The 26665-nt window shown below is 59.9% G+C and carries 25 protein-coding genes; 4 read left to right on the top strand and 21 right to left on the bottom strand.

All coding sequences use genetic code 11. From position 1 onward, the window contains the following. Positions 1 to 59: 59 nt before the first annotated feature. The 9 genes from LIX91_RS17260 to LIX91_RS17220 form a co-directional block, all read right to left on the bottom strand. Complete coding sequence (locus LIX91_RS17260; RefSeq protein ID WP_024960476.1) at positions 60 to 671, bottom strand: START domain-containing protein; 612 nt, start codon at positions 669 to 671, stop codon at positions 60 to 62. A gap of 56 nt (positions 672 to 727) precedes the next feature. Continuing rightward, positions 728 to 985 (bottom strand): YkgJ family cysteine cluster protein, encoded by a 258-nt coding sequence (locus tag LIX91_RS17255; RefSeq protein WP_003406159.1) that lies wholly within the window; start codon positions 983 to 985, stop codon positions 728 to 730. Positions 986 to 1080: 95 nt separating this feature from the next. Beyond that, positions 1081 to 1722 (bottom strand): translation initiation factor 2, encoded by a 642-nt coding sequence (locus tag LIX91_RS17250; RefSeq protein WP_074996954.1) that lies wholly within the window; start codon positions 1720 to 1722, stop codon positions 1081 to 1083. 114 nt (positions 1723 to 1836) lie between these two features. After that, positions 1837 to 3276, bottom strand: coding sequence for a PLP-dependent aminotransferase family protein (locus LIX91_RS17245; protein ID WP_003366691.1), 1440 nt, complete (start codon positions 3274 to 3276; stop codon positions 1837 to 1839). 216 nt (positions 3277 to 3492) lie between these two features. Next, a complete protein-coding gene (locus LIX91_RS17240; RefSeq protein ID WP_226488852.1) occupies positions 3493 to 4308 on the bottom strand; it encodes an OmpA family protein in 816 nt (271 codons plus the stop codon). Next, positions 4305 to 4658: a DUF4398 domain-containing protein gene (locus LIX91_RS17235; RefSeq protein WP_003345625.1), complete on the bottom strand. Its 354-nt coding sequence runs from the start codon at positions 4656 to 4658 to the stop codon at positions 4305 to 4307. Before LIX91_RS17235 ends, LIX91_RS17240 begins: the two co-directional genes overlap by 4 nt. Before the next feature lie 10 nt (positions 4659 to 4668). Continuing rightward, complete coding sequence (locus LIX91_RS17230; RefSeq protein WP_226488851.1) at positions 4669 to 5496, bottom strand: substrate-binding periplasmic protein; 828 nt, start codon at positions 5494 to 5496, stop codon at positions 4669 to 4671. A 116-nt stretch (positions 5497 to 5612) separates the two neighbouring features. Continuing rightward, positions 5613 to 6542 (bottom strand): electron transfer flavoprotein subunit alpha/FixB family protein, encoded by a 930-nt coding sequence (locus LIX91_RS17225; RefSeq protein ID WP_003366683.1) that lies wholly within the window; start codon positions 6540 to 6542, stop codon positions 5613 to 5615. Next, positions 6543 to 7292: an electron transfer flavoprotein subunit beta/FixA family protein gene (locus tag LIX91_RS17220; protein ID WP_003394537.1), complete on the bottom strand. Its 750-nt coding sequence runs from the start codon at positions 7290 to 7292 to the stop codon at positions 6543 to 6545. Between the two features lie 519 nt (positions 7293 to 7811). Between LIX91_RS17220 and LIX91_RS17215 the strand changes: the two genes are divergently transcribed. Then, a complete protein-coding gene (locus LIX91_RS17215; protein ID WP_003394534.1) occupies positions 7812 to 9467 on the top strand; it encodes an electron transfer flavoprotein-ubiquinone oxidoreductase in 1656 nt (551 codons plus the stop codon). Positions 9468 to 9589: 122 nt separating this feature from the next. On the opposite strand, the gene LIX91_RS17210 is transcribed toward LIX91_RS17215, so the two are convergent. Further along, the gene (locus LIX91_RS17210; protein ID WP_003419894.1) at positions 9590 to 10483 is read right to left on the bottom strand and encodes an AraC family transcriptional regulator; all 894 of its coding nucleotides are present in this window, start codon (positions 10481 to 10483) and stop codon (positions 9590 to 9592) included. Between the two features lie 179 nt (positions 10484 to 10662). Here LIX91_RS17210 and LIX91_RS17205 point away from each other — a divergent pair, with 179 nt between their 5' ends. After that, on the top strand, positions 10663 to 11715 hold the full coding sequence (locus tag LIX91_RS17205) for an NAD(P)-dependent alcohol dehydrogenase (RefSeq protein ID WP_003406175.1): 1053 nt from the start codon (positions 10663 to 10665) through the stop codon (positions 11713 to 11715). Between the two features lie 11 nt (positions 11716 to 11726). On the opposite strand, the gene LIX91_RS17200 is transcribed toward LIX91_RS17205, so the two are convergent. From LIX91_RS17200 to leuC, 9 genes are all read right to left on the bottom strand, one after another. Further along, positions 11727 to 12536 carry an IclR family transcriptional regulator gene (locus LIX91_RS17200; protein ID WP_003409826.1) on the bottom strand — a complete coding sequence of 270 codons (810 nt, stop codon included), beginning with the start codon at positions 12534 to 12536 and terminating at the stop codon, positions 11727 to 11729. Between the two features lie 79 nt (positions 12537 to 12615). Continuing rightward, positions 12616 to 13926: an MFS transporter gene (locus LIX91_RS17195; protein WP_003316531.1), complete on the bottom strand. Its 1311-nt coding sequence runs from the start codon at positions 13924 to 13926 to the stop codon at positions 12616 to 12618. Between the two features lie 320 nt (positions 13927 to 14246). After that, positions 14247 to 15395, bottom strand: a complete 1149-nt coding sequence (dgoD, locus tag LIX91_RS17190) for a galactonate dehydratase (RefSeq protein WP_226488850.1) — start codon at positions 15393 to 15395, stop codon at positions 14247 to 14249. Positions 15396 to 15464: 69 nt separating this feature from the next. Continuing rightward, positions 15465 to 16100, bottom strand: coding sequence for a 2-dehydro-3-deoxy-6-phosphogalactonate aldolase (locus LIX91_RS17185; protein WP_003419888.1), 636 nt, complete (start codon positions 16098 to 16100; stop codon positions 15465 to 15467). 1 nt (position 16101) lies between these two features. Then, positions 16102 to 17106 carry a 2-dehydro-3-deoxygalactonokinase gene (locus LIX91_RS17180; protein ID WP_003419885.1) on the bottom strand — a complete coding sequence of 335 codons (1005 nt, stop codon included), beginning with the start codon at positions 17104 to 17106 and terminating at the stop codon, positions 16102 to 16104. Positions 17107 to 17286: 180 nt separating this feature from the next. Then, a complete protein-coding gene (asd, locus tag LIX91_RS17175) occupies positions 17287 to 18399 on the bottom strand; it encodes an aspartate-semialdehyde dehydrogenase (protein ID WP_002552957.1) in 1113 nt (370 codons plus the stop codon). 70 nt (positions 18400 to 18469) lie between these two features. Continuing rightward, on the bottom strand, positions 18470 to 19552 hold the full coding sequence (gene leuB / locus LIX91_RS17170; protein ID WP_003345644.1) for a 3-isopropylmalate dehydrogenase: 1083 nt from the start codon (positions 19550 to 19552) through the stop codon (positions 18470 to 18472). Between the two features lie 147 nt (positions 19553 to 19699). Then, complete coding sequence (gene leuD / locus LIX91_RS17165) at positions 19700 to 20341, bottom strand: 3-isopropylmalate dehydratase small subunit (RefSeq protein WP_003419882.1); 642 nt, start codon at positions 20339 to 20341, stop codon at positions 19700 to 19702. Positions 20342 to 20351: 10 nt separating this feature from the next. Further along, positions 20352 to 21776 carry a 3-isopropylmalate dehydratase large subunit gene (gene leuC, locus LIX91_RS17160; protein WP_003316525.1) on the bottom strand — a complete coding sequence of 475 codons (1425 nt, stop codon included), beginning with the start codon at positions 21774 to 21776 and terminating at the stop codon, positions 20352 to 20354. A 145-nt stretch (positions 21777 to 21921) separates the two neighbouring features. Between leuC and LIX91_RS17155 the strand changes: the two genes are divergently transcribed. Further along, positions 21922 to 22794 carry a LysR family transcriptional regulator gene (locus tag LIX91_RS17155; RefSeq protein ID WP_003345646.1) on the top strand — a complete coding sequence of 291 codons (873 nt, stop codon included), beginning with the start codon at positions 21922 to 21924 and terminating at the stop codon, positions 22792 to 22794. Between the two features lie 63 nt (positions 22795 to 22857). Beyond that, the gene (locus tag LIX91_RS17150; protein WP_100072602.1) at positions 22858 to 25050 is read left to right on the top strand and encodes a putative bifunctional diguanylate cyclase/phosphodiesterase; all 2193 of its coding nucleotides are present in this window, start codon (positions 22858 to 22860) and stop codon (positions 25048 to 25050) included. 67 nt (positions 25051 to 25117) lie between these two features. Here LIX91_RS17150 and LIX91_RS17145 read toward each other — a convergent pair whose 3' ends face one another. Both LIX91_RS17145 and LIX91_RS17140 read right to left on the bottom strand, forming a co-directional pair. Further along, complete coding sequence (locus LIX91_RS17145; RefSeq protein ID WP_003316521.1) at positions 25118 to 25561, bottom strand: Hsp20 family protein; 444 nt, start codon at positions 25559 to 25561, stop codon at positions 25118 to 25120. A 129-nt stretch (positions 25562 to 25690) separates the two neighbouring features. Then, positions 25691 to 26656 carry a tRNA dihydrouridine synthase gene (locus tag LIX91_RS17140; RefSeq protein WP_003419878.1) on the bottom strand — a complete coding sequence of 322 codons (966 nt, stop codon included), beginning with the start codon at positions 26654 to 26656 and terminating at the stop codon, positions 25691 to 25693. Positions 26657 to 26665: the final 9 nt, after the last annotated feature.

The following is a 26665-nucleotide window of genomic DNA, read 5'->3' as shown; positions in this document are numbered from 1 at the left end:
ACGCGCAAAAAAAGGGCTGCCATTGGCAGCCCTTTTTTGTGCGCGCTATCCAGTGCGGATCATTTGGTTTGCGCGGCACGCTCCCTGAGCGCTTTCAAGGTGTTGTACGGTGCATCGACAACGAACTTGTTGGCCAGCATCGACGGCACACTGCCACCCGGCTCGGTGTGAACCTGATAGGTCACTTCAGTCTGGTTCGGCCCCTTCGGCACCATTTTCCAGAAGCCTTTGACCTCGGTCACCCGCACATAGCCCTTCTCCTCGGGGATATACGAAGGCTGCTCTTCGAGGTTACGGGTAACACTCCCGTCAGCACCTTCCTGAGTGGTGATCAACAACACGGAATCGCGAGGCGTCACTGGCCAGGGCGTATTGAACTGGCTGTAGGTCCAGGTCTTGTTGCCTTCGTGCTTGAGCACTTTCTGCAACTTGCACTCATGAATCCAGGCGCAGGCCCCCGCGACATCCTCCTGAAGGGCACGCAACTTGCTCACGCTGGCGTTGATCAGCGCAATACCCTGATACGCCTTGTAATCGGACCCAGGCACGTCGCTCAACGAGACCTTGATGCCATCCTGATTCTTGACCTCTTTCCACTCTTCAGCTTGCGCCGTTCCGGCAAGCATTACAGTGAAGCCACAAGCAACAGCCATGCGATACAGCGGACCCATTGTTTTATTCCTTGTTTTGAAGTTCCGAAGAAGCATTTGTGCTCGAAAACACTTTTTCAGGCCACAGCAGTGGCTTTTTCCCACCAACCGATCAGGCGAATGGCATCCGCCTGGTCGGCACCGCAGACATCCTCTGCCGCCTTGAACTGACTGCACACCGCGGGCCGCTCAGCCCTGCCGAACAAGGCGCACAAAAATTCGACCGACAGATGCAGACAGCGCTCGCCAGCAGGCTTTCCGTCAGGCATACCGGGTATGGGAGACGTGATGGAAGGCGCTATGCAGCACGCACCACAACCGGAACGGCAGTCCATGACCAGACACCCTTGTTTGAAAAATTGAAAAAGAGAAAGGATATTAACCGTCAAAACGTCTGTTTGAAAACGCCGTATCGGACGACAGGCAGGACTTACTGCTTGAATTTGAAGTCCAGCGCAGCGCCTTCTACATCGCGGCGGTTGTCATTACGCATCTGCAATTGCATTTCGTTGGTCAGCAATCGCCCCTCGAGCTCGAACGGGCCGGGGTTCGCAGAATCGCCCTTGTCGCTGAACATCTGCGGCAATATCGGCTTGCGCTTGTTGGTAATCACCTTGGCAGGCGGGTCGAGCTCCTTGACTAGCTCGGGAGGCAGGCTCAGGTCCAGCTTGGGTGCTTTGATTCGCACATCCTTGACGCTGGCGGTCTTGGCATCCTTGGCGTTCTTGCGCTTGCTCGCAGGTGCCTTGGCTGCCGCAACCCTGGAAGAGGCTTTTTCGGAAGTCGCCGATTTGACGCTCTGAGGTGCTGCAGGTTCTGATTTTTCCTTTCCGACCACCACGGGCACGACTGGCACGCCCGGCATCAGCTGATGCATGGTGTCCGGCGCCTTGATTTGCTTGGCATCGGTGGCGACTGCCTGCGCAGGTGCCTCAGTCTTGAGATGCACCTCGGGCGATACCGGCGCGGTGATGACCGCCTCGGTCTTGGGTTTGGGCACAGAGGTATCCGGAGCGTCACAACCACTCAGAAGTACGACGACAAGCAATCCGAGACAGCGAAAAACATTCATAGGCAAAAAGTCAGGCAAGACAGTGGCAAAAAGCCGGAAAGAAACACATGCTGTCCTTTTGAGGCCAACCTGACAAGACAAGAGTTCCGAAGAATTGACAAATATCTTTGCCAATCAATAAGCCTGAACAGCCTCCTGACACAACTGCTTGGCCAGAATCCCCAATGTCATCAATGCGCGCTCGGCTTCCTTGTTCCATTTCATGCCGCAATTCAAACGAATACAGTGGTTGAACTGCTCGGTATTGCTGAAAATCAGCCCGGGCGCGATGCTGATGCCCTGCTCGAGCGCACGCACGTGCAATTCCTGGGTATTGACCCTGCCCGGCAGACTGACCCACAGGATAAAGCCCCCTGCGGGACGACTCATTTGCGTGCCTTCGGGGAAGAACTGCTGCACCGCCAGCTGGTAGGCACTGAGGTTCTTGCGGTATTCCAGACGAATGAAGCGCAGGTGCCGATCGTAGCCGCCGTTTTCGAGGTAAGCCGCGACGGCCATTTGCGTCACGCTGCACGCCGAGTGAGTACTGAAGGTCTGCAGGCGCTGAATTTCCGCCTGGTATTTGCCGGCTATCATCCAGCCGATGCGCACACCCGGTGACAAGGTCTTGGAGAAGCTCGAGCAGTAAATCACCCTCCCCAGCCGGTCGAAGGCCTTGAGCGCCTTGGTCCGCCCTACTTCGAACATCAACTCGCCGTAGACGTCGTCCTCAACCACCTGGATATCGAAATCCGAGGTCAGCCGCAGCAGGTTTTTCTGCCGCTCCTCCGGCATGGTGCCGCCCAGTGGATTGCTCAGCCGCGAGGTCAGTACCAGAGCCTTGATGGACCATTGATTGGCCGCCAGTTGCAAGGCTTCAAGACTGATGCCGGTGGCCGGATCACTGGGGATTTCGATGACTTTCAAACCCAGCAGGTCGGCAAGTTGCAGCAGCCCGTAATAGGCTGGCGATTCGGCGGCTATCAGATCGCCAGGCCGGGTCAGCACCCGCAGGGCCATCTGCAGCGCATCCACGCAGCCGTGAGTGATCACCACCTCAGACGGGTCGACCACCACACCGGCGTCGCGCATGCGGATGGCGACCTGCCTGCGCAAGGGTTCGAAGCCAGGACTGAACATGTAACTGAAGGCCCGCGGGCTGTGAAAACGCGTGACCTTGGCCAGTTGCTGATGCAGCGCGCGCACCGGCAAGTAATCCACATGAGGCACCGCAGCCCCGAGGGCGAATACACCTTCGCGGCGGGACTCTTCGAGCACCTGCTGGATAATGCTGCTGCGCGTGACAAGGCCGGGCCGCTCGACCCGCGCGATATCCGGGGTCGAAGCTGTCAGCGCGGGCGTTTGATGGACGTAGTAGCCGGACTGGGGCCGTGCCCGGATCAGCCCCTGGTCTTCAAGGTTCGCGTAAGCCTGCAATACAGTGGCATGGCTGACGTTGAGCTGCGAACTCATTTTGCGGACGGACGGCACACGCTCGCCGGGCTGATACACACCACGACGGATGTCTTCGGCCAACTGCTGAGCGATACGCTGGTAGAGCAAGAGATTGGTCATGACACAGCCTCAAAAGACCGGTGATTTATTATTTTTGAAAATACAGATGCGTAATAACCGGCACAGATCGGAAGTGTACGGGAACAGTTTGAAATCAGGCCAGCATTGATGATTGCTGAGTGAAAATAAACGCGGGCAGAAACGCCATAATCAATGTGATTAAAGACAAAAAAGCCCGAGGCCGTTTCCGGCGTCGGGCTTTTTATCGGCTTTTTATCAGCGAGCTGCGCCCAGCTGACCTTTTTCGTCCGAGAAAACGATCTCGACACGCCTGTTTTGTGCGCGGCCCCGCTCGGAGGTATTGGCATTCACAGGAAACTCCTGCCCATAGCCTTCGACATGAATACGCTTTTCATCGATACCCAGGTCCATCAGCACGTCAGCGACGGCCTGTGCCCGGTCTTTCGAGAGCTTCAGGTTCTCCTGACGATCGCCCGTGCTGTCGGTATAACCTTCGATCCGGACCACTCGGCGCGGGTTGATCTGCAGAAACTGCACAACCTTGAGAATGGTACGGCTGGCGGAGTTTTTCAGCTCGGCATGTCCGGCGTCGAACAGCACATCACCCAGGGTCATGACCAGGCCGCGGTCGGTTTCGGTGGTGGCCAGGCTGAGGATCTGATCCTCCAGCCAACGGCCCTGCTGCTGGGCGCTGGCCAGCTTGGCTTCACGCAGTGCCAGCTGCATACGCTGACGCTCCATGTCCATTTTTGCCAGACGCTCCTGACTCAGCATCAGGTTGCTGTGCTCACGCGCGATTTCGCTGTAACGGCTGCTGAGGTAGGCGTAGTGAGCGACATCGGCACCGCTCCCCAGGTAACTGGACAGACGCTCGGCGCGGGCCAGCGACTCACCGGCGCGAATGACATCTTTGGGCGCACTGCGCAGCACATCGGTATCTTCCCTGACCTTCTGGAAGTCGGCACTGGCCTGCTGCAAGGCCTGGCCGCTGTCCTTGTGACCGGCACAACCGTAAAGGCCAGCCGACCCCAGCAACAGACACACACTCAGGACACTAGGAATACGGTTCATTGCGCCTCCCCCAGCTGCTTGCGCAAGCGATTGAGGCGGGTATTCAACTGATTGACCTGCTCCTGGCTCTTCAGGGTCAGCACTCGCGCTTCGGCCAGGCGCGCATCAAGTTCGGCCTGCTCGGCTTTCATGCGCGCGTCCTTGTAGGCGTGGCTTGCCATGGAGGCGCGGGCTTCGGCGAATCCGGCCTGGGCGACTTCCATCTCGGGCTGATCGTCACTTGCACCGACCGCCTTGGCCTGCTCCAGCGCCTGCTCGGTCAGTTTGAACTGCTCGGTTGGTACCGGATCACTGGCGCAACCGGCCAGCGTGGCGATTGCCATGACGGCAATTGAAAAACGAATACTCACAAAAACATCCCTACTTGTTGGGTGCGCTGGCGCTGGCAGGTTGCAGCAGTTGGGCTTTCCACAACTCCAGGTTGTGCCTGATGACATCGCCCGCAAGGCCAGAGGCGGCCGATTCTGTCATCTTTTTCGCCAGCTGTCCGCGCAACCATGGTTCATTGCAGGCCGAGTTGAACGACAAGGCCAGATAAAAACCCGGCTTATCGACCGGTAGAGGCTGCGCTATCAGGTCTTTGGAAAGCCCCAGGGTCTGCACCATGACCAGACCGGCATAGCGCCCGGCAAGCACGTAATCCACCTCACCCAGGGCCAGCTTCTGGAACGCGGGCGTAAGTGCAGGCACCCTCTCCAGGGTCAGACTCTGTCTGGCCAGCGCATCAAAGGATGGCGTCAGGCGGGTCTTTTCCGACATGGCGCCGGGATGACCCTGCAACTCGCTGACGGCATTGAACGGCACACTGTGATCGTGACGCGTCCAGACCATGATCTCGTTCTGCACGATCGGCGGATGAATGTAATCCAGCGCTTCGAGTTGAGCCGCGTTCAACGGCGCATCAGCCAGCAGGTCCAGGCGCCCGGTGCGCACCTCTTCGAGTGCCTGACTGCGCTTGCCGCCATACAGAAATTCGACCTTGATACCCAGCTCGCCCGCTGCCTGAGTCAGCAGATCGGCATTGGCGCCCATCAGGTGACGCGGGTCCTGGGGATCACGCCACAGATAAGGCGGCGCGTCCGGGCTGCCAGTCACGATCAGACGCTCGCACTTGCCTGCGGCGAAGGCCAGCGTCGGCAGCGCGATGAGCCCGAAGAGAAGCGAAGACAGCAGCCGGGAATGCACCATGAAAAGTCCTTTCGATACCCAATAAAAAACCCGTTCGATCCGGGCAGGCGCACCGCAAATCGACGGTGCGCGAACCCCGAATGGAACGGGTTCTCTTTATAGTGGAAGCGCGTGGCTTAAACCAGCTTCTCCAGCTCGGGGATGGCTTCGAACAAGTCAGCCACCAGACCGTAATCGGCGACCTGGAAGATCGGCGCCTCTTCATCCTTGTTGATCGCAACGATCACCTTGGAATCCTTCATACCGGCCAGATGCTGAATGGCACCGGAAATACCGACCGCGATGTACAGCTGGGGAGCAACGATCTTGCCGGTCTGACCGACCTGCATGTCGTTGGGTACGAAACCGGCATCGACCGCAGCACGGGAAGCGCCCACTGCCGCACCGAGCTTGTCGGCCAGCGTGTACAGGTGCCTGAAGTTGTCACCGTTCTGCATGCCGCGACCACCGGAAACGACGATCTTCGCTGCTGTCAGCTCCGGACGATCGGATTTGGCCAGCTCTTCACCGACGAAGCTGGACTTGCCGGCATCGTGAGCAGCCGACACCGCCTCGACAGCGGCCGAGCCCCCCTCTGCAGCCACCGGGTCGAAACCGGTGGCACGTACGGTGATGACCTTGACCGCAGCCGTCGACTGCACGGTGGCGATGGCGTTACCGGCGTAGATCGGACGAGTGAAGGTGTCGGCGGAAACCACCGAAACGATCTCGGAGATCTGGTCGACATCCAGCTGCGCAGCGACACGCGGCAGGATGTTCTTGCCATTGGACGTTGCCGCAGCCAGAACATGGCTATGGCCCGCAGCCAGTTCCACGACCAGCGGTGCGATGTTTTCAGGCAGTTGGTGCGCGTAGGCTTCGTGGTCGGCCACCAGGACCTTGGTCACACCGGCAATTTTGGCGGCGGCGTCGGCAACGGCGCTCACGCCGGAACCGGCCACCAGCAAATGAATGTCACCGCCGATCTTCTGGGCAGCAGCAAGGGTATTGAGCGTAGCCGGGGCTACGGTCGCATTGTCGTGTTCAGCGATAACCAGGATCGTCATTTAGATTACCTTCGCTTCGTTTTTCAGTTTCTCGACCAGTTCAGCCACCGACTTGACCTTGATGCCGGCGCTGCGTGCAGCCGGCGCTTCGACCTTGAGGGTCTTGTTAGTCGAGGCCGTGGAAACGCCCAGTGCATCCGGGGTCAGCACTTCGAGCGGCTTCTTCTTGGCCTTCATGATGTTGGGCAGCGAAGCGTAGCGTGGCTCGTTCAGACGCAGGTCCGTGGTCACGATGGCTGGCAGGCTCAGGGAAACAGTCTGCAGGCCGCCGTCGATTTCACGGGTTACGGCGACCTTGTCACCGGTCACTTCAACCTTGGATGCGAACGTACCCTGCGGGTAGCCGCTCAACGCAGCCAGCATCTGGCCGGTCTGGTTGTTATCACTGTCGATGGCCTGTTTGCCAAGGATCACCAGTTGTGGCTGCTCCTTGTCGACCACGGCCTTGAGCAGCTTGGCCACGGCCAGAGAAGTCAGTTCCTCGGCGGACTCGACCAGCACGGCACGGTCGGCACCCAGTGCCAGGGCGGTACGCAGTTGTTCCTGAGCGGTGGTCGGGCCGATGGTGACGACGACGATTTCGGTGGCTACACCCTTCTCTTTAAGACGAACCGCCTCTTCAACGGCGATTTCGCAGAACGGGTTCATGGACATTTTGACGTTGGCAAGATCGACGCCGGAGTTGTCCGCCTTGACGCGAACCTTGACGTTGTAGTCGACCACTCGTTTGACAGCTACAAGAACCTTCATGGATTCCTCACTCTCCGGTGAAAAGAAGTCGCCCGGCGGCACCAGGCGATCGATATGTGTCCTCAACAAGCAATCGCTATGCGTGCAGGCCATTCGGACGGCTTTAAAAAGCCATATAAAAGCCGGGAGTCACCCGTCAAGCAGCGGCTGGGTGTGTAAAATGCGCCGTGCGACGTTGACCTGTTGCCTGCAGCGCGTCTGCCTGATGCCTTTTGAGAGATTGCCCGCAATCCGGGAACCTCGTTTCAGCCTACGGCAAACGCAAAACCGCCCGTATATTGACCGCAACGCCTTTTCCGGTCAATACGCCAAATCGGCCAGTTCCGAGTCTGGCGTCTTTGATTTATCTGGCCTGCGGCCGATTCAAACAAACGTTTGTATTGGACCCGCGCAGTGGTGTAGATATAATGCGAACCATTAAAAGACGGGGCGGTTCAATACCTCCATGCGTCGGCCTGCAGCGACTAAAAAAGCAGTGCCCATAAAAACACCGTGAGCCTTGAGAGTAGGAGATAGCCTGTGGAACGCGAATACATGGAATTCGACGTCGTTATCGTCGGAGCCGGCCCGTCCGGGCTTTCTGCCGCTTGCCGCCTTAAACAGAAGGCCGCTGAAGCTGGCCAGGAAATCAGCGTCTGCGTGGTGGAAAAAGGCTCCGAAGTCGGTGCACACATCCTCTCCGGTGCCGTGTTCGAGCCCCGCGCACTGAATGAACTGTTCCCCAACTGGCAGGAACTGGGCGCTCCGCTCAACACGCCGGTCAAGCGCGACGACATCTACGTGCTGCGCGATGCCGAAAAAGCTCAGAAAATACCGGACTTTTTCGTCCCCAAGACCATGCACAACCATGGCAACTACATCATCTCGCTGGGCAACCTGTGCCGCTGGCTGGCGCAGCAGGCTGAAAACCTCGGTGTCGAAATCTATCCGGGCTTTGCCGCCCAGGAAGCGCTGTTCGACGAAAACGGTGTAGTACGCGGCATCGTCACCGGCGACCTGGGTGTCGACCGCGAAGGCAATCCGAAGGAAGGCCTGTACACCCCCGGCATGGAACTGCGCGCCAAGTACACGCTGTTCGCCGAAGGCTGCCGTGGTCACATCGGCAAGCAGCTGCTCAAGCGCTTCAAGCTCGACGACGAAGCCGACGTTCAGCATTACGCTATCGGCCTCAAGGAAATCTGGGAAGTCGATCCGGCTAAACATGAACAGGGGCTGGTGGTGCACACCGCCGGCTGGCCGCTGGACGATGACAATCCGGGCGGCTCGTTCCTTTACCACCTGGAAAACAATCAGGTGGTGGTCGGCCTGATCATCGACCTGTCCTACAGCAATCCGTACCTCTCGCCGTTCGACGAATTCCAGCGCTACAAGCATCACCCGGTCGTCAAGCAATACCTGGAAGGCGGCAAGCGCATCAGCTACGGTGCCCGCGCGATTGCCAAGGGCGGCTTGAACTCCCTGCCGAAGATGGTCTTCCCCGGCGGCGCGCTGATCGGCTGCGATCTGGGCACGCTGAATTTCGCCAAGATCAAGGGCAGCCATACGGCGATGAAGTCAGGCATGCTGGCTGCCGATTCGGTAGCCGACGCGCTGCTCGCCGGCAAGGAAGGCGGCGACGTGCTGAACGCCTACGTGGACGCCTTCAAGGCCAGCTGGCTGCATGAAGAACTGTTCGCCAGCCGTAACTTTGGCGTGGCGATCCACAAGTACGGCGCGATCAAGGGCGGCGCATTCAACTTCATCGATCAGAACATTTTCGGTGGCAAGCTGCCGTTCACGCTGCATGACACCAAGCCGGACTACGCCTGCCTCAAGCTGGCAGCCGACTCGAAGAAGATCGACTACCCGAAACCCGACGGCAAGCTAAGCTTCGACAAGCTCAGTTCAGTATTCCTCTCCAGCACCAACCATGAAGAGGAACAGCCCTGCCACCTGAAGCTGACCGATCCGAGCATCCCGATCAGCAAGAACCTGCCGCTGTATGACGAGCCGGCTCAGCGTTATTGCCCGGCTGGCGTGTATGAAGTCATCACCAAGGAAGACGGCGAGAAACGCTTCCAGATCAACGCGCAGAACTGCGTGCACTGCAAGACCTGCGACATCAAGGACCCGTCGCAGAACATCACCTGGGTGGCACCGGAAGGCGCTGGCGGCCCGACCTACCCGAATATGTGAGGTGAAGCAGCTGCAAGTTGTAAGCTACAAGCTACAAGCTACAAGCTACAAGCTACAAGCTACAAGCTACAAGCTACAAGCTACAAGCTTTGATCTTGAAGCTTGCGGCTTGAAGCTTGCAGCTAACCCCTACATCCCTCTTCGCCCGGTCTGCGCTCAAAGTAACGTTTGTATTCACGACTGAACTGCGACGCGCTTTGATAGCCGACCTTCAACGCGACCTGCGCCACCCCCAGACCCTCGGCCACCAGCAATTGCTGAGCCTTGAGCAGGCGCAGGCGCTTGAGGTACTGCACCGGCGACAACAGCGTGCTGCGCTTGAAATGCTCATGAAAGGTCGACGTGCTCATGTTCGCGCAACTGGCCAGCGTGTCGACGTTCAGCGCGTGGTCATAATGCTCATGCAGGTAGGTCACCGCCGAGGCAATTCGTGCAAACTGCCCCTGCTGTTCGACCAGCGCACGCAACACCCCCGACTGCGGTCCGCGCAGCGCGGTGTACAGCACCTCGCGAATCCGTGCCTGGCCCATGGCCTGACACTCCAGCGGATCATGCAGACAACGCAGCAGACGCTCGACACTGTCGCGCATGGTGTTGTCGATGCGCACCGAGGTCATGGACTCCGGCGTCTGCAACTGACTCTCGTGCCCGGTGACCGGGCCCATCGCCTGCACCAGCTCACCGAGCAATACGCGGTCGATGGCCACTGAAACACCGTAAAGCGGCTTTTCCGGAGTGGCGAAGGTTTCGCACTTGAATGGCACAGAGAGCGCCTGAATCAGGTAATGCCCGGTGCCGTATTCGAACGTGCGCGGCCCCAGGCACGCGACCTTGCTGCCCTGCACCACGATCATCAGGCTCGGCTCGTAGATCTGCGGGCTGCTGGCGACATAACCAAACGCCGAAAGCACGCGGACCTCCGGCAACGGCGTAGCGACAAACCCGGGCCGCACCGCCAGCGGCTGGATCAGGGAAACGAGGGTGGCATTGCCATCCGGCACAACAGGTGAGGTCATGGGCACAGCCTGACAGAGAAACAGACAGCCGTATCATCGCAGATTTGCGCCTCAGCGCCGACCCTGAAATATCAGGCCGGAGGAATAGGCATGAAACACGGAGGATTCACCATAGCCGCGAAGGGCCCGTATCAGGACAATGGTTCGCCTCTCTTCCGTTACATCTTGCGAGGTCAAACATGTACACAGCTATCGGTTACGCCGCACAGTCAGCTACCGCTCCCCTCGCCCCGATGACCTTCGAACGTCGCGCTCTGCGTGCCGACGACGTTGCCATCGAAATCCTTTATTGCGGCGTCTGCCACTCTGATATTCACCAGGCACGCAACGAATGGGGCATCGCCGTCTACCCGCTGATGCCGGGCCACGAAATTGTCGGTCGCGTCACTGCCACCGGCAGCAGTGCAACCCAGTACCAGGTCGGTGACATGGTCGGTGTCGGCTGCATGGTCGATTCGTGCCGCGAATGCTCGGCCTGCAAGTCGGACCTCGAGCAGTACTGCCTGGAAGGCCCGACCATGACTTACGCCACGCCGGACCGCGTGGACGGCAGTAACACCATGGGCGGTTACTCGAACAGCATCGTGGTCGCCGAGCACTTCGTCGTGCGCGTCCCGGAAAAACTCGACCCAGCCGCTGCTGCGCCTATTCTCTGCGCGGGTATCACCACCTATTCGCCGCTCAAGCACTACGGCGTCAAGGCGGGCGACAAGGTTGGCATTCTGGGCATGGGCGGTCTGGGCCATATGGGCATCAAGTTCGCCAAGGCCATGGGCGCTGAAGTGACCCTGTTCACCCGCTCCGCCGCCAAGGCTCAGGAAGCACATCGTCAAGGCGCCGATCATGTGATCGTCTCCACCGACGCTGAACAGATGAAGGCTGCTGCAGGGCACTTCGACTTCCTGCTCGACACCATTCCGGTGCAGCACGATCTGAACCCCTACCTGGAAACCCTGCGTTTCGACGGCGCCCACATTCTGGTCGGCCTGATCGAGCCGATCGAGCCGCCAGTACACGCAGCCAATCTGGTGATGAGCCGCCGCGTGCTGGCCGGTTCGTTGATCGGCGGTATCGCGGAAACTCAGGAAGTACTGGATTTCTGCGCCGAGAACGACATCACCTGCGACATCGAAATGCTCGATATCCGCAACATCAACGAAGCCTACGAGCGCATGCTGGCTGGTGACGTGAAGTACCGCTTCGTGATCGACATGGCCACGCTGAAGGCCTGATCGACTGCCGATCAGCCGCCGAGATCGGCCGAGAGTTCCGCTGCGATGGTTTTGATCAACGGAACCAGCTCGGCCATCTTCTCCAGCGGCATGTAGGGCACGGTACTGGCGACACTGATGCCGGCAACGATCTGTTTGCTGGCATCACGTACCGGCGCTGCGACACAACGTATCGACGGTTCGTTGTCCTCCAGATCGAATGCATACCCTCCTTCTACGTACTCCTCCCGCCGCGCCTTCAACTGCTCCCAGGTTTGCTGCTCATGAGCAGGCCATAGCGGATGTCTGCCTGTGCTCGGCATGCTGATGTCATACAGCCGTTGCCACTCGGACTGAGCACTGTCCAGCAGCAGCGCCTTGCCGATACCGGTGCGTACCAGCGGCATCCTATGCCCGACCCGCGAACGCATTTCCGGCCCATTGCGACCGGGATTCTTGTGCAGATAGAGCACGTCGTCCCCTTCCCGTACTGCCAGATGCACGGTATCGCCGGTCAGCTCGGACAAGCGATCCAGATACGGCCGGGCCAGCATCGCCAGGGGCACCTCTTCACGCGCCTGAAACCCCAGCTCGATCAGTTTCGGCCCAAGCAGGTAGCCCACCTGAGGAACGATACGCAGGTAACGCTCCTCGACCAGGCAACTGGCCAGACGGTGCGTGGTGCTGCGCGTGGTGCCGATCAGCCGGGCGATCTCCTTGAGGTCCCGTGCGCCACCGGCAACCGCCTGCACCACCCCCAGCCCGCGCAGCAAGGTCTGAGTCCCGGTGGGTACGGAGTCCTTGCCGGTAATCTTTTCAGGGGTGATCGAATCGTTGTGCATGAGAGGCCTTGCTCGGATCAAAAGGGTTCGGATCGAAAACCGGCGGCATTATCGCCGCCTGCGTCCGGATGCGTCGACATCAGAGCTCGATACGCTCCACTTTCCCTACCAGCAGGATGTACGACAGCGCGCCCAGCAGCGCCAGGACCGAAATGTAAGTGATGGCAGGCGCGAACGAGTCTCCCGACGCCAGAAATCCAATCACTATCGGGGTGGCGATGGCAGAGAGGTTGCCGATGAAGTTGAACGTGCCACCGGTCAGGCCCAGCAGGCGCGCCGGTGCCAGGGTCGAGACCAGCGACCAGGTGATCGACGCCAGACCGTTGCCGAAGAACGCCAGCGCCAGAAAGGTGATCACCAGCGGCGTGGAGTCGACGAAGTTGGCACCGATGATCGAGGTCGAGATCAGCAGCCCGGCAATGATCGGCAACTTGCGTGCAAAGCCTACGCTATGCCCGCGACGGATCAGCCAGTCGGAAAAGAAGCCCGAGCACAGCACACCGACGAATGCGGCGAGGAACGGCAACGACGCCAGCAGGCCGGACTTGATGAAGTCCATGCCCCGGTATTTCACCAGGTAGGTCGGGAACCAGGTCAGGAAAAACCACAGCGTGGAGTTCAGGCAGAATTGCCCCAGGTAGATACCCCATAGCTTGCGCCTGCTCAACACAATACCCAGGTCCAGCCAGCTGAACGCCTGCTTCTGTTTTTCGACATCCTTCTGGATGTCCACCAGCCCGCCGCCCTCCTGAATCAGCTCGATTTCCTGCTGATTGACGCCTTTGAAATCACGTGGCTCGCGATACACCGTGTACCAGATCAGCGCCCACAACACGCCGACTCCACCGGTGGCGACAAACACCATGTGCCAGCCGTAGTGCGCCTGCAACCAGGCCAGTACCGGGGTCAGAAATGCCAGACCGACGAACTGCCCGGAGGTATAGACGCCGATGGCGGTGGCTCGCTCGCGCTCGGGAAACCAGGTGGTGACAACGCGGCTGTTGATCGGATAAGCAGGTGCTTCCAGCGCACCGACCGCCATGCGCAGTACGAACAGGGCGATGAAGCTGGCGGCGAAACCGAGCATGATGGTCGCGATGGACCACAGCAGCAGGGCTGCGGTATAGAGAATGCGTGGCGGCACGCGGTCTACCAGCCAGCCCCCGGGCAGCTGCATGGCGGCGTAGGTCCAGCCGAACGCGGAAAAGATCAGCCCGACATGCACCGGGTCGAGGCCCAGTTCGGAGGTCAGCGCTGGTGCGGCAATCGACAGGTTGCTGCGGTCCAGGTAGTTGATCACTACGGTGATGAACAGCAGCACCATGATAAAGAAACGTTTGCGGGACGGCGTCACCAGGGATGCCGCACCCTCCAGAGTTCGAGTGCGCATGGAGTGTAGCCTCTTGTTGGATTTATTGAGGTCTGTGTTTCGATATAACCGAGCTGAAGGCACGCCGACTCTCGTTCCCACGCAGAGCGCTCATCGTTATACGCAAGTGCGCTTTTGATTCTGGCCGAAGGCCGTAGGAACTTGTTCGCGAAGACAATTGTTCAAACGAAACATTTTCAGAGAACAAGTAAGCCTGTTCGCGAACAAGTTCGCCTACGCCCTGCGGGCAGAAGCCTGAACGCCCATTTTCCAGGCTCTTCAGGACTTATGTATGGCGATGAGCGCAGAGCGCCGAAACGATGGCTAGCGGATTTGCTGTTCTACCACTCCGCAAAACTGCCATCCGCATGACGCCAGATCGGGTTGCGCCAGCGGTGGCCGATGGCGGCGCGTTCGATGACGTACTCTTCGTTGATCTCGATGCCCAGGCCGGGGCCGTTGGGGATCTTGACCATGCCTTTGTCGTAGTCGAAGACTTCCGGGTGCTTGACGTAATCGAGCAGGTCGTTGCTTTCGTTGTAGTGGATACCCAGGCTCTGCTCCTGGATGAAGGCGTTGTAGCAAACCGCGTCCAGTTGCAGGCACGCCGCCAGCGCGATAGGCCCCAGCGGGCAATGCAACGCCAGCGCGACGTCGTAGGCTTCGGCCATGTTGGCGATCTTGCGGGTTTCGGTAATGCCACCGGCGTGTGAGGCATCCGGCTGGATGATGTCGACGTAGCCGTCGCTCAACACGCGCTTGAAGTCCCAGCGCGAGAACAGCCGCTCGCCCAGCGCAATCGGCGTACTGGTCAGCGGCGCCAGTTCCTTCAGTGCTTCATAGTTCTCGCTGAGCACCGGCTCTTCGATGAACATCAGCTTGTATGGGTCCAGCTCTTTCATCAGCACCTTGGCCATCGGCTTGTGGACCCGGCCGTGGAAGTCCACACCGATGCCGACATTCGGCCCCACGGCATCGCGCACGGCGGCCACGTTGGCCAGCGCCAGGTCGACCTTGTCGAAGGTGTCGAGAAACTGCAACTCTTCGGTGCCATTCATCTTCACCGCAGTAAAACCGCGCTCCACCGCTTCCTTGGCGGCGCGCGCCGTGTCGGCGGGCCGATCACCGCCAATCCACGAGTAGACGCGAATCTTGTCACGCACCTGACCGCCGAGCAGGTCACTGACCGACACCCCCAGCGCTTTGCCCTTGATGTCCCACAACGCCTGATCGATGCCGGCCAGCGCACTCATGTGAATCGCGCCGCCGCGGTAGAAACCGCCGCGGTACAGCACGGTCCAGATGTCTTCGATGTTGCGCGGGTCTTTGCCGATCAGGTAATCGGAAAGCTCTTCCACAGCGGCAGCGACCGTGTGCGCGCGGCCTTCGACCACTGGCTCGCCCCAGCCGACAACGCCCTCGTCAGTCTCGACCTTGAGGAAGCACCAGCGCGGCGGAACGATGAACGTGGTGAGTTTGGTGATTTTCATGGGTGCGGTTTCTCTTGTTGATTCTCTTGTTGGATAGCGGCTACTGAACGGCGGCGTCTGCTGCGCCGGTCAGTTTGCAAGCGCTGCGCTGTGCTGCTTCCAGGCCGCCACATAGGCCTGGGCACGCTCGGTGACGTCTGCGACGCTCATGCCGGGTTTGAACAGCCCGGAGCCCAGGCCAAACCCCTTCACGCCCGCATCGAGAAATACCTTCATGTTGTCCGGCGAAATTCCCCCGACCGGCAGCAGGATCGTGCCCTTGGGCAACACCGCCAGCCACGCCTTGACCACTGCAGGCGACATCTGCTCGGCAGGAAACAACTTGAGCACATCGGCGCCTTCGGCCAGTGCGGCAAAGGCTTCGGTCGGCGTTGCGACCCCTGGCGACAGGAACAGCCCGGCCGCCTTGGCCGCACGCAGTACCTTGGCGTCACTGTGCGGCATGACGATCACCTGCCCGCCGGCGTCCTTGACCTGAGTCACCTGCTCAGCGGTGAGCACAGTGCCAGCACCGATCAGGCAATCGGCAGGCAATTGCTGACGCAACAGGCGGATGCTGTCGAACGGTTGCGGGGAGTTGAGCGGCACTTCGATGACCCGAAACCCCGCTTCGTACAGCGCATCGCCCACGGCAGGCGCTTCTTCGGGACGCAGGCCGCGCAAAATCGCGACCAGACCATTTTCTTTCAGTGCTTGCTTGAGCATGTCAAACCTCTCGAATGTGTTGGGACGAGCGGCGCGCGACCAGGCCGGCCTGCACGGCGACCTGCCACAGGCCGCGCTCGGTCGCCTGCTCGGCCAATGTCACCCCGGGAAAGCCACAAACGGCCAGCCCGCGTGCATAGCGCGTGCACAGCGAATCGCTGCCGATGAGGATCACCGCAGGCAATTGTTCATGGTTGTGCAGATGCAGCCTGGCGATGGCGCCCAGTTCATGGCCAATCAACAGGCCGGAAAGATAGTCAGGTTGCGCACCGGCAGCCAATTGCCCGGTCAGGCCGAGCGTTCGCGTGCTGAAAATGGTCGACAGCGGCCCCGCGGAGCCCGCGTCGGACAGGGCAATCGACAAGCCGCGGTCAAACGCCTGCTCGTCGAACGCCTCGGCAGGCTGCATGGTGCGTCCGAGAATGGTGTGGGCGCAGAGCGCGGCGTAGACCTCGCCGGTCATGAAGGTGTCGAAGTGAACGATGCGCCCGCGCTCTACCTGCACCCATTTGGAGTGGCTGCCCGGTAGACCGATCAGCAGAGACTGGCTGCCCTGCCCTTCTTCGAGCCCCGCCAGCACACCCAGCACCTGGGTTTCTTCGCCACGCATTACGTTGGGCAGGGTCGAACGCTGCAGGACGCCGGGGATGATGTGTACCGTCACGCCGCGCACGCTGCGTACCGTCTGCAACGCTGCGCTCAGTTCGTTGACGCTGGCCGGCGTTTCCCGGTAAGCCGCCTCGCGCCAGCCCTGTGCGCTGCCGACCATGCCACAGGCAATCACCTGCAGATCCGGCTGGGCATCGAGCCAGTCGCCGCACGCCTGGTCAAAGGCCAGTTCGAAACCGTCACTGCAGAACTGCCCCGCGATCAGCCGCGGCGTGGTTGGCAACTGCATGATGCCCGCGCTCAATGCGCGCTGTTCCAGTACCTGGCCATGTTCGCCAAGTCGATAAGCACGAAGTGAGGTTGTCCCCCAATCGAGCGCGATCAATTGCGCCTGCATTGCGTCACCTGTTGTTTTTTTGGAAGTGAGTGCAGGACGACTATAAACCTGTTGTTACACTTATCTCAATATGTAAATTTCAATCCCATATATAGGGACAAAGGACGATCAATCAAAAGTATCAGCCATTAAAAAACCCGCCTCCCTTTCGGAAAGCGGGTTTGCTGTGAAACCGAAGTCTCAACGCTCCAGCAGGATTCTCAGCATGCGACGCAGCGGCTCCGCAGCGCCCCACAACAGCTGGTCACCCACGGTGAAAGCGCCCAGGTACTGCGAACCCATGTTCAGCTTGCGCAGACGCCCCACCGGAATGCTCATGGTGCCGGTTACCGCCGTCGGGCTCAGTTCGTGCATGCTGGCTTCGCGGTTGTTCGGCACCAGCTTGACCCACGGGTTGTGCTGGCTGATCAAGCCTTCGATGTCCGCAATCGGCACATCCTTGTTCAGCTTGATGGTCAGCGCCTGGCTATGGCAGCGCATCGCACCGATGCGCACGCAGATGCCGTCCACCGGGATCGGGCTCTTGAAGCGACCGAGGATCTTGTTGGTCTCGGCCTGGCCTTTCCACTCTTCGCGGCTCTGGCCGTTTGGCAGCGCCTTGTCGATCCACGGGATCAGGCTGCCCGCCAGCGGCACGCCGAAGTTCTCGGTAGGGAACGACTCGCTGCGCATGGCTTCAGCCACCTTGCGGTCGATGTCCAGAATGGCGCTGGCCGGATTGGCCAGATCATCGGCCACCGAAGCATGCACCGCGCCCATTTGCCGGATCAGCTCACGCATGTTCTGCGCGCCGGCGCCGGAGGCCGCCTGATAGGTCATGACGTTCATCCACTCGACCAGACCGGCATCGAACAGACCACCCAGGCCCATCAGCATCAGGCTGACGGTGCAGTTGCCACCGATATAGTTCTTGGTGCCCGCGTCCAGTTGCTGGTCGATGACCTTGCGGTTCACCGGGTCCAGCACGATGACCGCGTCATCCTGCATGCGCAGGCTGGACGCCGCATCGATCCAGTAACCCTGCCAGCCCGCTTCGCGCAGCTTGGGGAACACCTCATTGGTGTAGTCGCCACCCTGGCAGGTCAGCACCACGTCCAGGGTTTTCAGCTCGTCGATGCTGTAGGCATCTTTCAGGGGCGCAACATCCTTGCCCACCGAAGGCGCCTGGCCACCGACATTGGAAGTAGTGAAGAACACCGGCTCAATGAGATCGAAGTCCTGCTCTTCCCGCATCCGCTGCATGAGCACGGAACCGACCATGCCACGCCAACCGATCAGACCTACACGTTTCATCGCAACTACACCTTGAATAAAAGTGGGACCGCCGCTCTGCGCGTACACAGCAGGCGGCGGGCCAGAGAGATTACAGATTCCGCAGCGCGGCGACTACAGCATCGCCCATTTCCTGCGTACCGACTTTGACTTTGCCTTCCGACCAGATGTCGCCGGTGCGGATACCCTGATCCAGAACCAGGCTGACAGCCTTTTCGATGGCGTCGGCCGCATCGGTCAGATTGAAGCTGTAACGCAGCATCATCGACACCGACAGAATGGTCGCCAACGGGTTGGCAATGCCTTTACCGGCGATGTCCGGCGCCGAGCCGTGACATGGCTCGTACATGCCCTTGTTGGCCGTGTCCAGCGAGGCCGACGGCAGCATGCCGATGGAGCCGGTGAGCATCGACGCCTGATCGGAAAGAATGTCGCCGAACAGGTTGTCGGTCACGATCACATCGAACTGTTTGGGTGCACGCACCAGCTGCATGGCAGCGTTGTCGACGTACATGTGGCTCAGTTCGACTTCAGGGTAATCCTTGGCGACCTGCTCGACGATTTCGCGCCACAGCTGGCTGGACGCCAGAACGTTGGCCTTGTCCACCGAGCAGAGCTTCTTGCCACGCACCATGGCCATGTCGAAACCGACTTTGGCAATGCGGCGGATCTCGCTTTCGCTGTACGGCAGCGTGTCGTAGGCCTGACGCTCGCCATTATCCAGCACGCGCGTGCCGCGTGGCGCGCCGAAATAAATGCCACCGGTCAACTCGCGAACGATCAGGATATCCAGGCCGGCGACGATTTCCGGCTTAAGGCTCGACGCATCGGCCAGTTGCGGATAAAGGATCGCCGGACGCAGGTTGCCGAACAGGCCCAGTTGCGAACGGATTTTCAGCAGACCGCGCTCAGGACGGATGTCGCGCTCGATGGTGTCCCATTTCGGGCCGCCGACGGCGCCGAGCAGCACGGCATCGGCCGCACGGGCACGCTCCAGGGTTTCATCGGCCAGCGGCACACCGTGTTTGTCGATGGCCGCGCCGCCGATCACGTCGTGGGTCAATTCAAAGCCCAGTTGATACTTTTCGTTGGCCAGTTCCAGCACCTTGACCGCTTCGGTCATGATTTCCGGACCAATACCATCACCTGGGAGAATCAGAATCTGCTTGCTCATAACATCCTCGATTTTGTGCATCGGCGTCTTTGACAACGCCTGCTTGAAACGCTCGATACCACAGAAAATTTAGCGTGCCGCGAAAACACTTTTGCCAGCAAGGGGCAATTGCACCTTACTGGCAAACATGCATCCGCTGGAGATCGATCAGTCGCGGAACAGCCACGGCTGGCTGGCGCGGTGCTTGCTCTCGAAACCGGCGATGGCCTCGGCGTCCATCAGCGTCAGGCCAATGTCGTCCAGACCATTGAGCAGGCAATGCTTGCGGAACGCATCGATTTCAAAGCTCAGGACCTTGCCATCCGGACGGGTCACGGTCTGCGCCTGCAGATCGATACTCAACTGATAACCGGGCTCGGCTTCTACCTGCTTGAACAGTTGATCGACGTCTTCCTCGGACAGGATGATCGGCAACAAGCCGTTCTTGAAGCTGTTGTTGAAGAAGATGTCCGCGTAGCTCGGCGCAATGATTGCGCAGAAACCGTACTCTTCCAGTGCCCACGGCGCGTGTTCGCGGCTCGACCCGCAGCCGAAGTTTTCCCGGGCCAGCAACACGCTGGCACCCTGGTAACGCTCGTGGTTGAGGACGAAATCATGGTTCAGCGGGCGCTTGGAGTTGTCCTGATACGGCTGCCCCACGTCCAGATAACGCCATTCATCGAACAGGTTCGGGCCGAAGCCGGTGCGCTTGATCGACTTGAGAAACTGCTTGGGAATGATCTGGTCAGTGTCGACATTGGCACGATCCAGAGGAGCGACCAGGCCATGGTGCTGGGTAAAGGCTTTCATACGGGACTCCTCAGTGCTGGATCAGGTCGCGAACATCGATGAAACGGCCATTCACCGCAGCGGCAGCGGCCATCGCCGGGCTCACCAGATGCGTGCGGCCACCGGCCCCCTGACGACCTTCGAAGTTACGGTTGGACGTCGACGCGCAGTGCTCGCCGGAACCCAGGCGGTCCGGGTTCATCGCCAGGCACATGGAGCAGCCCGGTTCACGCCACTCAAAGCCGGCTTCGATGAACACCTTGTCCAGCCCTTCCTTCTCGGCCTGCGCCTTGATCAGCCCCGAGCCTGGCACCACGATGGCCTGCTTGATGGTTGAAGCCACCTTGCGACCTTTGGCAACGTCCGCAGCGGCACGCAAGTCTTCGATGCGCGAGTTGGTGCAGGAACCGATGAATACCCGGTCCAGCTGGATATCGGTAATCGGCTGATTGGCTTTCAGGCCCATGTACTTGAGCGCACGCTCGATGGAGCCACGCTTGACCAGATCCGGCTCTTGCGCAGGGTCCGGCACATTCTGATCAACCGCCAGAACCATTTCCGGTGAAGTGCCCCAGCTGACCTGCGGCTTGATCTGTGCGGCGTCCAGCTTGACCACGGTATCGAACACAGCGTCCGGGTCGGACACCAGGTCCTTCCAGGCTTCGACAGCGAGGTCCCACTCCGCGCCCTTGGGTGCGAACGGACGGCCTTTGACGTACTCGACGGTCTTCTCGTCGGTGGCCACCATGCCAACCCGCGCGCCCGCTTCGATGGACATGTTGCAGATGGTCATGCGCCCTTCGATCGACAGGTCGCGAATCGCGCTGCCGGCGAATTCGATGGCGTAACCGTTACCGCCTGCGGTGCCGATCTTGCCGATCACCGCCAGTACGATGTCCTTGGCCGTCACGCCGAACGGCAATTGCCCTTCGACCGAGACCAGCATGTTCTTCATTTTCTTGGCGACCAGGCACTGGGTGGCGAGCACGTGCTCGACTTCGGAAGTGCCGATACCGTGGGCCAGCGCACCGAATGCGCCGTGGGTCGAGGTGTGCGAGTCGCCGCAGACCACGCTCATGCCTGGCAGGGTTGCGCCCTGCTCCGGGCCGATCACGTGGACGATGCCCTGGCGCGGGTCATTCATCTTGAATTCGGTGATGCCGTACTCGTCGCAGTTGTCATCGAGGGTCTGCACCTGCAAGCGCGACACCTGATCCTCGATGGCACCGATGCCACCCTTGCGTTCCGCGGTGGTCGGCACGTTATGGTCAGGCGTGGCGATGATCGAGTCGATCCGCCACGGCTTGCGCTTCGCCAGCCGCAGACCTTCGAACGCCTGCGGCGAGGTCACTTCGTGGATGATATGACGGTCAATGTAGATCAGCGCCGAACCGTCGTCGCGCTGTTTGACCAAATGCGAATCCCAGAGCTTGTCGTAGAGCGTTTTCCCGGCCATCGGACGTACTTCCTCATCAGCTTCTTTCTATGCCTTGGGCAATCGTGGCGATGACCCTTTGGCTTGTGCGGTCATCCTATGGAATATGCTTAAATAACTCAAATTCATAATTTTCATACTTTGGATAACCAACTGGAATCCGACCATGGACCTGGCCAACCTCAATGCCTTTATCGCCATCGCCGAGACCGGCAGCTTCTCCGGGGCAGGCGAACGCCTTTACCTGACCCAACCGGCCATAAGCAAGCGCATTGCCGGTCTGGAGCAGCAACTCAACGTGCGCCTGTTCGATCGCCTGGGCCGCGAAGTCAGTCTGACCGAGGCCGGACGCGCCCTGCTGCCGCGCGCCTACCAGATTCTCAACGTGCTGGATGACACCCGCCGGGCACTGACCAATCTGACCGGGGAAGTCACCGGGCGACTGACTCTGGCGACCAGCCATCACATCGGCCTGCACCGTTTGCCGCCGATATTGCGGGCCTTTACCCGTACTTACCCGAAGGTTGCACTGGACATTCAGTTCCTGGATTCGGAAATCGCTTATGAAGAAATTCTTCACGGGCGCGCCGAGTTGGCAGTCATTACACTGGCGCCCGAGCCGCATGCACTGATCCGCGCCGTGCCCGTCTGGGACGATCCGCTGGATTTCGTCGCTGCACCCGAGCACCCGCTGGCCAACAGCGGCCCGATGAAGCTGGAGGATATTGTGCGCTATCCGGCGGTATTTCCCGGCGGTAACACGTTTACCCATCACATTGTCAGCGGCTTGTGCGAGGCCCAGGGCCTCAAGCCCAACATCGCCATGAGCACCAACTATATGGAGACCATCAAGATGATGGTTTCCATCGGCCTGGCCTGGAGCGTTCTGCCGCGCACCATGCTCGACGAGCAGGTGGCGCGCATTCCGCTGCCGGGCGTGCAGCTCAATCGCCAGCTAGGCTACATCCTGCACACCGAACGCACGCTATCGAATGCGGCACGGGCATTCATGAAACTGCTCGATGCGCAGACACAGTGAATAGAGGCTGCAGGCCGCAGACAGATCGCTCTGGCGGCTCCATCGATCAAAGGCTCGGATACCATGCCCAACCCACCGGATAACGCCGCGCCGAAAGCCACCGCACAGACGGCCTCTGCCAGGCTGTCGCTGAAAGACGCAGAGCAGGCCCTGCAGGAAACCCGTGATCGCCTGGAGCTGGCACTGGACCTGGCGCAAATGGGCACCTGGGATCTGGATATCGTCCGCAACCGGCTGCAGGCTTCGGCACGCGCGGCGCTGTTGCACGGCATGCCGGCACGGCCCTTCGATGAGCCTGGCGGGCAGTTCTTCGGCAGCCTGCCCGCCGAAGAACGTCGTCGAATGCGCGCACTCTATGCCGCGGCACTCGAAACCGGGCAGGACTGCCTGCAAGTCACCTACCGGTTTCAGTTGAAGAACGGCACGTCACGCCTGCTTGAAGGTCGCGCGCGGATTTATCGGGATGAACGGGGCCAGCCTGTCAGGCTGGCCGGCACCCTGATGGACATTACCCAACAGTGTGCTCAGGTCGCCCTGGAGGCCAGCGAGGAGAAATTTGCCAAGGCGTTTCATTCAAGCCCCGACTCGATCACCATCACTGAAATCGACTCGGGCCGCTATGTCGAGGTCAACGACGGCTTCAGTCGCCTGACCGGTTTCAGCGCCCAGGAAGTGCTCGGCCGTACAGCGCATGAAGTCGGTATCTGGACCGACACCTTGCAGCGCGAACACATGCTTGAAGAATTGCGCCAGAAAGGCCGCGTGCATCACCGGGAAATGGACGGTCGAGACAAGCATGGCGCGCCGCTGGTGCTGGATATATCGGTCGAGTTCATTACCTTGAACAACACCGCCTGCCTGTTGATGAACGCCCGCGACATCGGCGCGCTTAAAAATGCCCAGGCGCAGATTCAGCACCTGGCTTATCACGACCCGCTGACCGGGCTGCCCAACCGCGCACTGCTGCTCGACCGCCTGAGCCAGCAAGTGTCGCTGCTTCAGCACCAGAACCTGCGCGGCGCCCTGTTGTTTCTCGATCTGGACCATTTCAAGCACATCAACGACTCGCTCGGCCATCCGGTAGGCGACAGCGTCCTGAGCATCATCGCCGCGCGCCTGGAAGCCAGCGTGCGCCAGGAAGACACCGTGGCCCGCCTGGGCGGCGACGAATTCGTGGTGTTGATCTGTGGCCTGGAAGGCTCGCAGGACGAGGTCACCCGGCAAGTGCGGGAGCTGGCCGACAACCTGCGCAACCTGCTGGCCGAACCGATGTTTCTCGACGGCCATCGCCTGCAGGTCACCCCGAGCATTGGCGTGGTGCTGATTCCGGATGATGGCCTGACCCCGGCCGATCTGCTCAAGCGCGCCGATATTGCCCTGTATCGGGCCAAGGATTGCGGGCGCAACGCTTCACAGTTTTTCCATGTGTCCATGCAACAGGCCGTCAGCCAGCGTCTGCGCCTGGAAAATGACTTGCGCCTGGCCCTCACCCGCAACGAATTTCACCTGCACTTCCAGGCCCAGGTCGACTGTCGCAACGAATACATCACCGGGGCCGAGGCCCTGCTGCGCTGGCAACACCCCGAATACGGCTTGCTGGCGCCTGATCAGTTCGTGCAGATACTTGAAGAAAGCGGAATGATTCTGGAGGTCGGCAGCCATATTCTGAACGAAGCATGCAAAACCGGCGGCCTGCTGTTAAGGCAGGGGCTGATCCCGGAAAACAGATTCCTGATGGGCGTCAATATCAGCCCGCGACAGTTTCTCCAGCACGATTTCATCGAGCGCGTGGAACGCAGCCTGACCCTGAATCAGTTGCCTGCGTCCATGCTCAAGCTGGAAATCACCGAAGGTATCGTCATCCAGAACCTGGACGACACCATCCTCAAGATGCTCAGCTTAAAGGCGCTGGGCGTCAGCTTTGCGATGGATGATTTCGGCACCGGCTATTCGTCCCTGACCTATCTCAAGCGTTTGCCGGTGGATACGCTGAAGATCGACCAGTCCTTCGTCCAGGATGCCACCAGCGACCCCAATGACGCAGAAATCATCCGCGCCATCGTCGCCATGGCGCAGAGCCTCAACCTGAACGTGATCGCGGAAGGCGTGGAAACCTCGGAGCAGTTGGCATTTCTGGAAAAAGTCGGCTGCTACACCTATCAAGGCTATCTGTTCAGCGAACCGCTGCCAGGCCCGCAGTTCGAGTCCTTGCTGCAGCTCAAGCGGCCTGCGCAGCAAACCGCACATCAGGACTAAAAAAAGAGAAGGCGCCCCGCAGGCGCCTTCTTTGTTACGTGCCGCTGACTCAACATCACCTGACGGATCAGTTTTCCAGCGCTTTCTGGCTATTGAGCGGAATACGCTTTGGTTTCGCTTCTTCCGGCACGTTGCGCACCAGGTCAATATTCAGCAGGCCGTGAGACAGATCGGCCCCTTTGACTTCGATATTGTCCGCCAGCCTGAATGACAGCTTGAATTCACGCCGGGCAATACCCTGGTGCAGATACGTCACGTTTTCGGCTTCTTGCTCGCGCTTGTTGCCGATCACGGTCAGCACGCCTTTTTCAACCTGCAACTCGAGATCCTGCTCTTGCATGCCTGCTGCAGCAATCACGATTCGATAATGGTCATCGGTGTGCCGCTCGACGTTGTAGGGCGGGTAGCCGCTGGTTGTCTCATTTCGTGCCGCCGACTCGAAGAGGTCGTTGAAGCGGTCGAATCCCACTGAGTTGCGAAACAGTGGAGCCAGAGAAAATGCAGTAGCCATAACAATTCTCCTGTTTATCAGCGAGTGGTTTACGCGACCCGCTTTCGGCATCGCTTGATCACGAAAATAGGGACGGCCATTCGCTTTTCAAGAGGTTTTTTTCAGATTTTTTTTGACCGTTCGTCGGGGTCAGCTTCTGGGTAAGCAACCGGGCGCGCAGCCCAGCAATACGCTGATGCGATCGCAGTCGGTCTCGCGGCGCAACGTATTGAACATCAGGGTCGCCTCGGGATAACTCTTAGTCAGCAGCACCAGCCACTGCTTGAGCCGGCCCGGCGCCTGAATCAGCGTCATCTTCGCCAGACAGTCGTGCCAGAAGACCCGCAGCATCGGCTGCAGCTCGGCCCAGGTCATTGACACGACCTCTTCGCCCTTCTGCGCCGCAGCGATCTGCCGGGCCAGATCAGGACGCGCCACCAGCCCGCGACCGATCATGATGTCCCGCGCGCCACAGATTTCGCGGCAACGGCGCCAATCCTCAACGGTCCAGATTTCCCCGTTGGCAACCACCGGGACCTTGACCACTTCCTGAATGCGCGCAATCCACTCCCAGTGCGCCGGCGGCTTGTAGCCGTCGACCTTGGTCCGGGCATGAACGACGATTTGCTCTGCCCCGCCGTCAGCCAAGGCCCGGGCGCAATCCAGCGCGCCGTCGGTGTTTTCGTAACCCAGGCGCATCTTGGCGGTGACAGGAATATGTTTGGGCACGGCACGGCGTACCTGGCTGACGATCGAGTGCAGCAATTCCGGCTCCTTGAGCAGGATTGCGCCGCCACGCGAGCGATTGACCGTCTTGGCCGGGCAGCCGAAGTTGAGATCCAGCACGGGGGCGCCCAATTCGCAGGCGAACGCGGCGTTCTCGGCCAGACACACGGGGTCAGAGCCCAGCAATTGAAGGCGTAACGGCGTGCCTGCGTCAGTTTTCGCGCCTTGGTGAAACTCCGATGCGTACTTGTAGAAGTAATGCGCCGGCATCAAACGCTCGGACACCCGGATGAATTCGGTCACGCACCAGTCGATGCCGCCGACTTTCGTCAGCACATTACGCAGGATGTCGTCGACCAACCCCTCCATGGGCGCCAGAGCAATTTGCATGGGTCACAC

The organism is Pseudomonas sp. B20, assembly GCF_020515755.1.
GTDB lineage: Bacteria > Pseudomonadota > Gammaproteobacteria > Pseudomonadales > Pseudomonadaceae > Aquipseudomonas > Aquipseudomonas syringae.
Note: the sequence above shows the minus strand (reverse complement) of the source record. Positions and strands in the feature narration are given on the sequence as shown.

What these genes read in the sequence shown, in the direction of transcription:
- LIX91_RS17250 (WP_074996954.1), bottom strand. Translation starts at nt 1,722, where the DNA reads ATGAATGTTTTTCGCTGTCTCGGATTGCTTGTCGTCGTACTTCTGAGT.
- dgoD (WP_226488850.1), bottom strand. Translation starts at nt 15,395, where the DNA reads ATGAAAATCACCAAACTCACCACGTTCATCGTTCCGCCGCGCTGGTGC.
- LIX91_RS17210 (WP_003419894.1), bottom strand. Translation starts at nt 10,483, where the DNA reads ATGACCTCACCTGTTGTGCCGGATGGCAATGCCACCCTCGTTTCCCTG.
- LIX91_RS17140 (WP_003419878.1), bottom strand. Translation starts at nt 26,656, where the DNA reads ATGCAAATTGCTCTGGCGCCCATGGAGGGGTTGGTCGACGACATCCTG.
- LIX91_RS17180 (WP_003419885.1), bottom strand. Translation starts at nt 17,106, where the DNA reads ATGCAGGCGCAATTGATCGCGCTCGATTGGGGGACAACCTCACTTCGT.
- LIX91_RS17155 (WP_003345646.1), top strand. Translation starts at nt 21,922, where the DNA reads ATGGACCTGGCCAACCTCAATGCCTTTATCGCCATCGCCGAGACCGGC.
- LIX91_RS17230 (WP_226488851.1), bottom strand. Translation starts at nt 5,496, where the DNA reads ATGGTGCATTCCCGGCTGCTGTCTTCGCTTCTCTTCGGGCTCATCGCG.
- leuD (WP_003419882.1), bottom strand. Translation starts at nt 20,341, where the DNA reads ATGAAAGCCTTTACCCAGCACCATGGCCTGGTCGCTCCTCTGGATCGT.
- LIX91_RS17145 (WP_003316521.1), bottom strand. Translation starts at nt 25,561, where the DNA reads ATGGCTACTGCATTTTCTCTGGCTCCACTGTTTCGCAACTCAGTGGGA.
- LIX91_RS17185 (WP_003419888.1), bottom strand. Translation starts at nt 16,100, where the DNA reads ATGCTCAAGCAAGCACTGAAAGAAAATGGTCTGGTCGCGATTTTGCGC.
- LIX91_RS17150 (WP_100072602.1), top strand. Translation starts at nt 22,858, where the DNA reads ATGCCCAACCCACCGGATAACGCCGCGCCGAAAGCCACCGCACAGACG.
- LIX91_RS17205 (WP_003406175.1), top strand. Translation starts at nt 10,663, where the DNA reads ATGTACACAGCTATCGGTTACGCCGCACAGTCAGCTACCGCTCCCCTC.
- LIX91_RS17260 (WP_024960476.1), bottom strand. Translation starts at nt 671, where the DNA reads ATGGGTCCGCTGTATCGCATGGCTGTTGCTTGTGGCTTCACTGTAATG.
- leuC (WP_003316525.1), bottom strand. Translation starts at nt 21,776, where the DNA reads ATGGCCGGGAAAACGCTCTACGACAAGCTCTGGGATTCGCATTTGGTC.
- asd (WP_002552957.1), bottom strand. Translation starts at nt 18,399, where the DNA reads ATGAAACGTGTAGGTCTGATCGGTTGGCGTGGCATGGTCGGTTCCGTG.
- LIX91_RS17195 (WP_003316531.1), bottom strand. Translation starts at nt 13,926, where the DNA reads ATGCGCACTCGAACTCTGGAGGGTGCGGCATCCCTGGTGACGCCGTCC.
- LIX91_RS17255 (WP_003406159.1), bottom strand. Translation starts at nt 985, where the DNA reads ATGGACTGCCGTTCCGGTTGTGGTGCGTGCTGCATAGCGCCTTCCATC.
- LIX91_RS17225 (WP_003366683.1), bottom strand. Translation starts at nt 6,542, where the DNA reads ATGACGATCCTGGTTATCGCTGAACACGACAATGCGACCGTAGCCCCG.
- LIX91_RS17220 (WP_003394537.1), bottom strand. Translation starts at nt 7,292, where the DNA reads ATGAAGGTTCTTGTAGCTGTCAAACGAGTGGTCGACTACAACGTCAAG.
- LIX91_RS17240 (WP_226488852.1), bottom strand. Translation starts at nt 4,308, where the DNA reads ATGAACCGTATTCCTAGTGTCCTGAGTGTGTGTCTGTTGCTGGGGTCG.
- LIX91_RS17245 (WP_003366691.1), bottom strand. Translation starts at nt 3,276, where the DNA reads ATGACCAATCTCTTGCTCTACCAGCGTATCGCTCAGCAGTTGGCCGAA.
- leuB (WP_003345644.1), bottom strand. Translation starts at nt 19,552, where the DNA reads ATGAGCAAGCAGATTCTGATTCTCCCAGGTGATGGTATTGGTCCGGAA.
- LIX91_RS17200 (WP_003409826.1), bottom strand. Translation starts at nt 12,536, where the DNA reads ATGCACAACGATTCGATCACCCCTGAAAAGATTACCGGCAAGGACTCC.